Raw genomic sequence first — 6,693 nt, forward strand, 5'->3', positions numbered from 1 at the left:
GTTATGAAAAAAGGAATAATGATAATAGCGATGTTGCTATTATGCATATCTGCAAATGCTCAGGAAAAACTGCGTGAACTTGGGCTGATGCTTCAAGACTATGAGTATCCTTTCCCCGTAGAATACCTTACGCTTGATATACAGGGGCAACAGCTAAAAATGGCTTATATGGATGTAAAACCGCAAAAGCCAAACGGCAAAACCATTATGCTGCTGCACGGCAAAAACTTTAACGGTGCCTATTGGGAGCAAACCGCCCGCGACCTCAGCAATGATGGGTACCGCGTGGTAATACCCGACCAGATCGGGTTTGGCAAATCGGCGAAGCCTGTTAATATTCAATACACTTTTCAGCTACTGGCACAAAACTCTAAGGCAGTCCTTGATAAAATAGGCGTAAGTAAAACGTCCGTTTTAGGGCATAGCATGGGCGGCATGCTGGCTACACGTTTCGCGCTGATGTATCCCGAAGTAACAGAAAAACTGATACTGGCTAACCCAATAGGGCTGGAAGACTGGAAGCTGTGGGTGCCTTACCAGAGTGTTGACGAGTGGTACCAGCAGGAGTTGAAACAGGATTATGAAAAGATAAAACAATACCAGCTTACCTTTTACTACGATAACAAATGGAAGCCCGAATATGATAAATGGGTCAACATACTTGCAGGCTGGACATTAAATGAGAATTATCCGGTTATTGCTAAAAATGCTGCTTTAACCTATGATATGATCTTTACACAGCCGGTGGTGTATGAGTTTGAGAAGCTAAAAATGCCGACATTGCTTATAATAGGGCAACGCGACCGCACGGCACTTGGCAAAGCACGCGCCCCGAAAGAGGTGCAGGACAAGCTGGGCAATTACCCCGAACTGGGCAGGAAAACCAAAAAGAAAATCCCCAATGCCCAGCTTACAGAACTTGATGATGTAGGGCACCTGCCACACATAGAGGCCTATGACAGGTTTATAAAACCGCTGAAGGATTTTCTGAAAAAATAATAGCTTTGCAGCCTTTATGAAAGGTGAGTTTAAATTTAAAAAAGATGATATAAAACAGGCACTGCCGTACTGCAGGGCCTATAAAGATGCCAAGCAGTCTTACCTTAACCGGATACGGTGGGCGGTGGGGCTGTTCTATTTTAGCATGGGGCTTTGCTTTGCCACATGGGCAAGCCGCATACCCGATATAAAAACCACATTAGGCCTTAGCGAAGCCGATTTAGGAACCATACTTTTTGCCATACCATTGGGGCAGCTTTGCATCATGCCCTTCTCAGGCAGGCTTGCCACCAGGTACGGAAGCCACCGCACAGCGGTACTCGGGCTTAGCTTTTATATATTAAGCCTTATCGGCCTGGGGTTAGGGTCAGAAAAGTGGCAGCTTTTGGTTGCCCTGTTCTTTTTCGGCGTCTTCAGTAACCTTACCAATATATCTATCAATACACAGGGCATTTATACAGAAGGCCTTTACAGGCGCCCGGTTATGTCGGCGTTTCATGGTGCATGGAGTACCGCAGGCTTTACCGGAGCCATAACCGGTATAGGAATGATAGCGCTTAAGCTTAGTCCCTTTATGCATTTTATCATAGTCGCTATAGTGCTTTGGCTTGTTATTTTGTTCAACTACAAATATCTTGTTAAAGCTAAACAGCCTCCTGCACAGCCCAAAAAGAAATTTTTCACTAAACCCGATACCGTTTTGCTGTGGTTGGGAGCAATGTCTTTCTGTTGTATGCTGAGCGAAGGCATTATGTTCGACTGGAGCGGGGTTTATTTTAAAGATGTGGTACAGGCACCCGGAGCGCTCGTAGTTTTGGGCTATGCATCATTTATGGTAATGATGGCGCTTGGCCGCTTTTTCGGCGACAGGTTTATCCGCAGGCTGGGGCGCAAACGCGTGTTACAGATTAGCGGCTGCATGATATCTGCCGGGCTGCTGCTGGCGGTGGCACTCCCCTACCTTATTACTGCCACGTTTGCTTTTATGATGGTTGGGCTTGGTGTATCTACAGTAGTGCCGGTAATATACAGCATCGCGGGGCGAAGGCCCGGCATAGCACCCGGTATTGCATTGCAAACGGTTTCCAGCGTTAGCTTTCTTGGCTTTATGATTGGGCCTCCTGCCATAGGCTATATTGCCCATGCTACAAGCCTGCGAATATCTTTTGCCATAATAGCTGTTTTTGGGGTAGGCATTGCACTGCTGGTAACCAAAGTAAAAGCAATTGGCGAGGCATAGGACCTTAGCCTAAATACTTTTGTTTAAGCTTTTTACAAAAAAGCTAATCAGTTAATTTTTTAAAAATCAAAGCATTTTCGTAAAGCCCGGCGCAAAAAGATATAAAATATAATCTCAGCGGGCTTAAACATTAGATAAAACGTACTTTAAACTGATTATAAATTAGAGCGAAATGGTTGTAGCAATTCGCTTTTAGCCGTATTTTTGTTTGGATTTTTTAAAAAACTTATATTTTAATCAACTACTATGGCAAAATCTGCACTATTAAAGTCCACTCTGGCTAAAAAATACTGGATGGCTTTAACAGGTTTATTTCTGTGCCTGTTCCTTGTGGGGCACTTACTGGGTAACTTACAGCTTATTTTTGCGGACGCACTGCAATTTAACATGTATGCGCTGTTCATGACAACTAATCCTGCTGTTAAGATACTCTCTTATGTTACTTACATTTCTATTATCTTCCACGCTGTGGATGGCATATTACTTGCAATACAAAACCAAAAGGCAAGGCCGGTAAAATATGTAAACAACAGGCCCGACAGGAATACCATATGGGCATCAAGAAACATGGCCGTGCTGGGTACTTTGCTTTTGGTATTTATTGTAACACACATGGTAAACTTTTGGGCGGTAATGCACTTTAACAAAGACATGCCGTTGCAAACCATATCTATAACAACACCTATGGGTGGCAAGCAGGACTTTTACATCACTACAGGTTCGGGCAGCTCAAGGTACCTGCCGGTACAGCAGGTAGATGGTGAAAACCTTATTAAAGAAGGCAACAAATTTTACTATGTAATGCCTGTAGATGAAAACAGCACTGTTGCAAAAGGATCTGACAAGGAAACACAAAAAGCATTTTTTGCAGAAGGCTATAAAGACCTTCATAAAATTACGGTAGCATTCTTTAAAAATCCTGATTACGGGCTTATTGCTACCATCCTTTACGTATTATCTATGGTTGTTCTGGGCTTCCACCTTTACCACGGTTTTGGCAGCGCGTTCCAGTCTATGGGTGTTAACAACCCTAACTACAACCTGCTCATTAAAAATTTCGGAAAGGCTTTCGCGATCATCATACCGCTTTTATTTGCCGTTATTCCTGTTTACATTCATTTCTTTCTAAAAGCTTAATATTATGGCATTAGATTCTAAAATACCAAACGGACCAATATCCACTAAGTGGACAGACTATAAAGACCATATTAACCTGGTTAACCCTGCCAACAAGCGTAACATAGATGTTATCATTGTAGGCACAGGGCTTGCAGGAGGTTCTGCCGCAGCAACGCTTGCAGAGCTTGGCTATAACGTTAAGGCATTCTGCTTTCAGGATTCGCCGCGCCGTGCGCACTCTATTGCAGCACAGGGTGGTATTAACGCAGCCAAGAACTACCAGGGCGATGGTGACTCTGTATTCAGGTTATTTTATGACACTGTAAAAGGAGGCGACTACCGCGCCCGCGAAGCTAATGTGCACCGCCTTGCAGAAGTTTCTGCCAATATTATAGACCAGTGTGTTGCACAGGGTGTGCCATTAGCAAGGGAGTATGGCGGGCTTTTAGATAACCGCTCATTTGGTGGTACGCTTGTATCACGTACATTCTACGCTAAAGGACAGACGGGGCAGCAACTTTTATTAGGAGCTTACTCGGCAATGAACCGCCAGATAGCACGTGGCAAAATACAAATGTTTAACCGCCACGAAATGCTGGATCTTGTTGTGGTAAACGGCAAAGCAAGGGGCATCATTGCGCGCAACCTGGTAACAGGAGAGCTGGAGCGCCACTCGGCACACGCAGTGGTTATTGCATCAGGCGGTTATGGTAACGTGTTCTTCCTTTCTACAAATGCTATGGGAAGTAACGCTACAGCCGCATGGAAAATACACAAAAAGGGAGCATACTTTGCTAACCCATGTTATACACAAATTCACCCTACCTGTATTCCGGTATCGGGCGACCACCAGTCGAAGCTAACCCTGATGTCAGAGTCGCTTCGTAATGACGGGCGTATATGGGTACCTAAAAAACTTGAAGACGCACAGGCCATTCGCGAGGGCAGGCTTAAGCCTACACAACTTGCCGAAGAAGACAGGGACTACTACCTTGAAAGGAGATACCCTTCTTTCGGTAACCTTGTACCAAGGGATGTTGCTTCGCGGGCGGCAAAAGAAAGGTGCGATGCCGGTTTTGGTGTTAATAAAACAGGCGAAGCGGTTTACCTTGACTTTGCCTCGGCTATTATGCGTTATGGTAAGGAGCAGGCTAAAATTAAAGGCCTTGACCCTGAAGATGCAGCCCTTGTAAAAAGGCTTGGTACTGAGGTCATAGAAAACAAATATGGTAACCTTTTCCAGATGTATGAAAAAATCGTGGATGAGAACCCGTATGAAACCCCGATGATGATTTACCCTGCGGTACACTATACTATGGGCGGTATCTGGGTTGACTATAACCTTATGACTACCGTAGAAGGCTGCTACGCTATTGGCGAGGCAAACTTCTCTGACCACGGGGCCAACAGACTTGGTGCTTCTGCATTGATGCAGGGCCTTGCTGACGGATATTTCGTGTTGCCGTACACAATCGGTGATTATCTTGCTAAAGATATCCGTACCGGTAAGATATCTACCGATCTTCCTGAATTTGAAGAAGCAGAAAATAATGTAAGGGGCCAGCTGGAGCGCCTTATCAATAATAACGGTACGCATACTGTAGACCATTTCCACAAAAAATTAGGTAAAATTATGTGGGATAAAGTAGGTATGGCACGTAACGCACAGGGACTTAACGAAGCAATTGAAGAGATTGCAGCGCTAAGAGAGGAGTTTTACCGTGATGTAAAAGTTCCGGGCAGCATGAACAGCTTTAACCAGGAACTTGAGAAGGCAATGCGTGTTGCCGATTTCCTTGAACTTGGAGAGCTTTTTGCAAAAGATGCCCTGCACAGGAATGAATCGTGCGGAGGGCACTTTAGGGAAGAATACCAGACAGAGGAAGGCGAAGCACAACGCGACGACGAAAACTTTGCCTATGTAGCCGCATGGGAATACAAAGGAAAGCCAAGCGAGTCCGTTCTGCACAAAGAGCAACTGGTATTTGAAAACGTAAAACTGGTACAAAGGAGTTATAAATAGCCAACAGGCATTAGCCAATAGCCAATAGAAATGACCGAAGGAGTTCAGAGTTATAAAGATTTATTGGTTTGGCAAAAAGGAATTCAGCTTGTAAAACTGGTTTATACTGTGTTACAGGATTTTCCTAAAGATGAAGTTTTTGGTTTGCAAAGCCAGATGAAAAGAGCAGCAGTTTCTATTCCGTCTAATATAGCTGAAGGATGGGGGCGAAGTTCTAAACCAAATTACATACAGTTTTTGAGAATAGCACGTGGCTCTCTTTTTGAACTGGAAACGCAGCTAATAATTGCCAGAGAACTTGGCTTTGTTGGGGAAGTTAGATATAATGAATTAATAAACCTTATAACAGAAGAAAGTAAAATGTTAAACGCCTTTATCAGGACATTAAGCATCGCATAAGCTATTGCCTATTGCCTATTGGCTAATAAACTATATTAACATGAATCTTAAACTTAAAATATGGCGTCAGAAAGATGCCCGCGATAAAGGAAGGATGGTAGATTATAACATCAATAACGTATCTCCTGATATGTCTTTCCTTGAAATGCTTGACGTGCTTAACGAAGAGCTGAACAACAAAGGTGAAGAGCCTGTTGCTTTTGACCATGACTGCCGCGAGGGTATTTGCGGTATGTGCTCGCTGTTTATTAATGGCGAGGCCCACGGGCCCGACAGGGGTGTTACTACCTGCCAGCTTCACATGAGGAAGTTTAAAGATGGTGACACTATATACATAGAGCCTTTCCGTGCTAAGGCGTTCCCTGTTATTAAGGACCTTGTTGTGGACAGGTCGGCGTTTGACAGGATTCAGCAGGCCGGTGGTTATATCTCGGTAAACACATCAGGTAACACCCAGGATGCAAACGCTATTCCTATCAAAAAGCACAATGCCGATATGGCGTTTGATGCTGCTACCTGCATTGGTTGTGGTGCGTGTGTGGCAAGTTGTAAAAATGCTTCTGCCATGCTGTTTGTATCTGCCAAGGTGTCTCAGCTTGCACTGTTGCCACAGGGCCGTGTTGAAGCTACAGAGCGTGTATTAAACATGGTGGCAAAAATGGACGAAGAAGGTTTTGGCGCCTGTACTAACACCGGTGCCTGTGAAGTGGAATGCCCTAAAGGTATCTCTTTAGAGAACATTGCCCGTATGAACAGGGAATACCTTTTCGCCAGCATGAAATAAGGATAAGTAATAGTTTTTATTTTGATAAAAAAGCGCAGCCATTTAGGCTGCGCTTTTTGGTTAAAACTTTTTATATTTATTGGAATATTAAAAATGTAATGATGAAGTCTACCACTATCTCTTTTAAGT

At 44.0% G+C, this 6,693-nt stretch carries 6 protein-coding genes; all 6 read left to right on the forward strand.

Annotation, left to right across the window (positions count from 1 at the left end; all coding sequences use genetic code 11):
- Positions 1-3: 3 nt before the first annotated feature.
- Positions 4-999 (forward strand): alpha/beta hydrolase, encoded by a 996-nt coding sequence (locus Q0K96_RS10015; RefSeq protein ID WP_297333854.1) that lies wholly within the window; start codon positions 4-6, stop codon positions 997-999.
- A gap of 16 nt (positions 1,000-1,015) precedes the next feature.
- Positions 1,016-2,239 (forward strand): MFS transporter, encoded by a 1,224-nt coding sequence (locus tag Q0K96_RS10020; RefSeq protein WP_297333855.1) that lies wholly within the window; start codon positions 1,016-1,018, stop codon positions 2,237-2,239.
- A 246-nt stretch (positions 2,240-2,485) separates the two neighbouring features.
- A complete protein-coding gene (locus Q0K96_RS10025; protein WP_297333856.1) occupies positions 2,486-3,376 on the forward strand; it encodes a succinate dehydrogenase cytochrome b subunit in 891 nt (296 codons plus the stop codon).
- A gap of 4 nt (positions 3,377-3,380) precedes the next feature.
- Entirely contained in the window at positions 3,381-5,381 is a 2,001-nt protein-coding gene (locus Q0K96_RS10030; RefSeq protein WP_297333857.1) for a fumarate reductase/succinate dehydrogenase flavoprotein subunit, read from the forward strand.
- 30 nt (positions 5,382-5,411) lie between these two features.
- Positions 5,412-5,780 carry a four helix bundle protein gene (locus tag Q0K96_RS10035; RefSeq protein ID WP_297333858.1) on the forward strand — a complete coding sequence of 123 codons (369 nt, stop codon included), beginning with the start codon at positions 5,412-5,414 and terminating at the stop codon, positions 5,778-5,780.
- A gap of 40 nt (positions 5,781-5,820) precedes the next feature.
- A complete protein-coding gene (locus tag Q0K96_RS10040; protein WP_297333859.1) occupies positions 5,821-6,564 on the forward strand; it encodes a succinate dehydrogenase/fumarate reductase iron-sulfur subunit in 744 nt (247 codons plus the stop codon).
- Positions 6,565-6,693 lie beyond the last annotated feature (129 nt).

The organism is Flavobacterium sp. (genome assembly GCF_024305175.1).
GTDB lineage: Bacteria > Bacteroidota > Bacteroidia > Flavobacteriales > Flavobacteriaceae > Flavobacterium.

What these genes read in the sequence shown, in the direction of transcription:
- Q0K96_RS10025 (WP_297333856.1), top strand. Translation starts at nt 2,486, where the DNA reads ATGGCAAAATCTGCACTATTAAAGTCCACTCTGGCTAAAAAATACTGG.
- Q0K96_RS10030 (WP_297333857.1), top strand. Translation starts at nt 3,381, where the DNA reads ATGGCATTAGATTCTAAAATACCAAACGGACCAATATCCACTAAGTGG.
- Q0K96_RS10020 (WP_297333855.1), top strand. Translation starts at nt 1,016, where the DNA reads ATGAAAGGTGAGTTTAAATTTAAAAAAGATGATATAAAACAGGCACTG.
- Q0K96_RS10015 (WP_297333854.1), top strand. Translation starts at nt 4, where the DNA reads ATGAAAAAAGGAATAATGATAATAGCGATGTTGCTATTATGCATATCT.
- Q0K96_RS10035 (WP_297333858.1), top strand. Translation starts at nt 5,412, where the DNA reads ATGACCGAAGGAGTTCAGAGTTATAAAGATTTATTGGTTTGGCAAAAA.
- Q0K96_RS10040 (WP_297333859.1), top strand. Translation starts at nt 5,821, where the DNA reads ATGAATCTTAAACTTAAAATATGGCGTCAGAAAGATGCCCGCGATAAA.